The organism is Streptomyces sp. DH12, assembly GCF_020873895.1.
Classification (GTDB): Bacteria; Actinomycetota; Actinomycetes; order Streptomycetales; family Streptomycetaceae; genus Streptomyces.
In genome coordinates, this window is the sequence record NZ_JAHWGT010001729.1 from 1 (window position 1) to 382 (window position 382).

A 382-nucleotide genomic window follows, 5' to 3' on the forward strand; every position below is an offset into this window, starting at 1 on the left:
TACACGGCGAGCAGCTGCCCGCCCGCGCCCTTCTCCGCGAGCCGCGCGGCCCGCCGGATCAGGGTGCGGCCCTCGGGCCCCCCGGTCAGTCCGACCACGATCCGCTCGCGCGACCCCCAGATCGCCGAGACGGCGTGCTCGCTGCGGTAGCGCTGGAGGTGGGCGTCGACCCGGTCGGCGACCCACAGCAGGGCGAGCTCCCGCAGGGCGGCGAGGTTGCCGGGGCGGAAGTAGCTGGAGAGGGCCGCGTCGACCTGGTCGGGCTGGTGGATGTTGCCGTGCGCCATGCGGCGGCGCAGCGCCTCGGGCGTCATGTCGACCAGTTCGACCTGGTCGGCGCGGCGCACCACCTCGTCCGGCACGGTCTCCGGCTCCCGTACGC

At 75.7% G+C, this 382-nt stretch carries 1 pseudogene; it reads right to left on the reverse strand.

What is annotated here, in order from left to right:
• Window positions 1–382, reverse strand: a pseudogene (locus LPA54_RS41940) (histidine kinase); the annotation flags it as partial.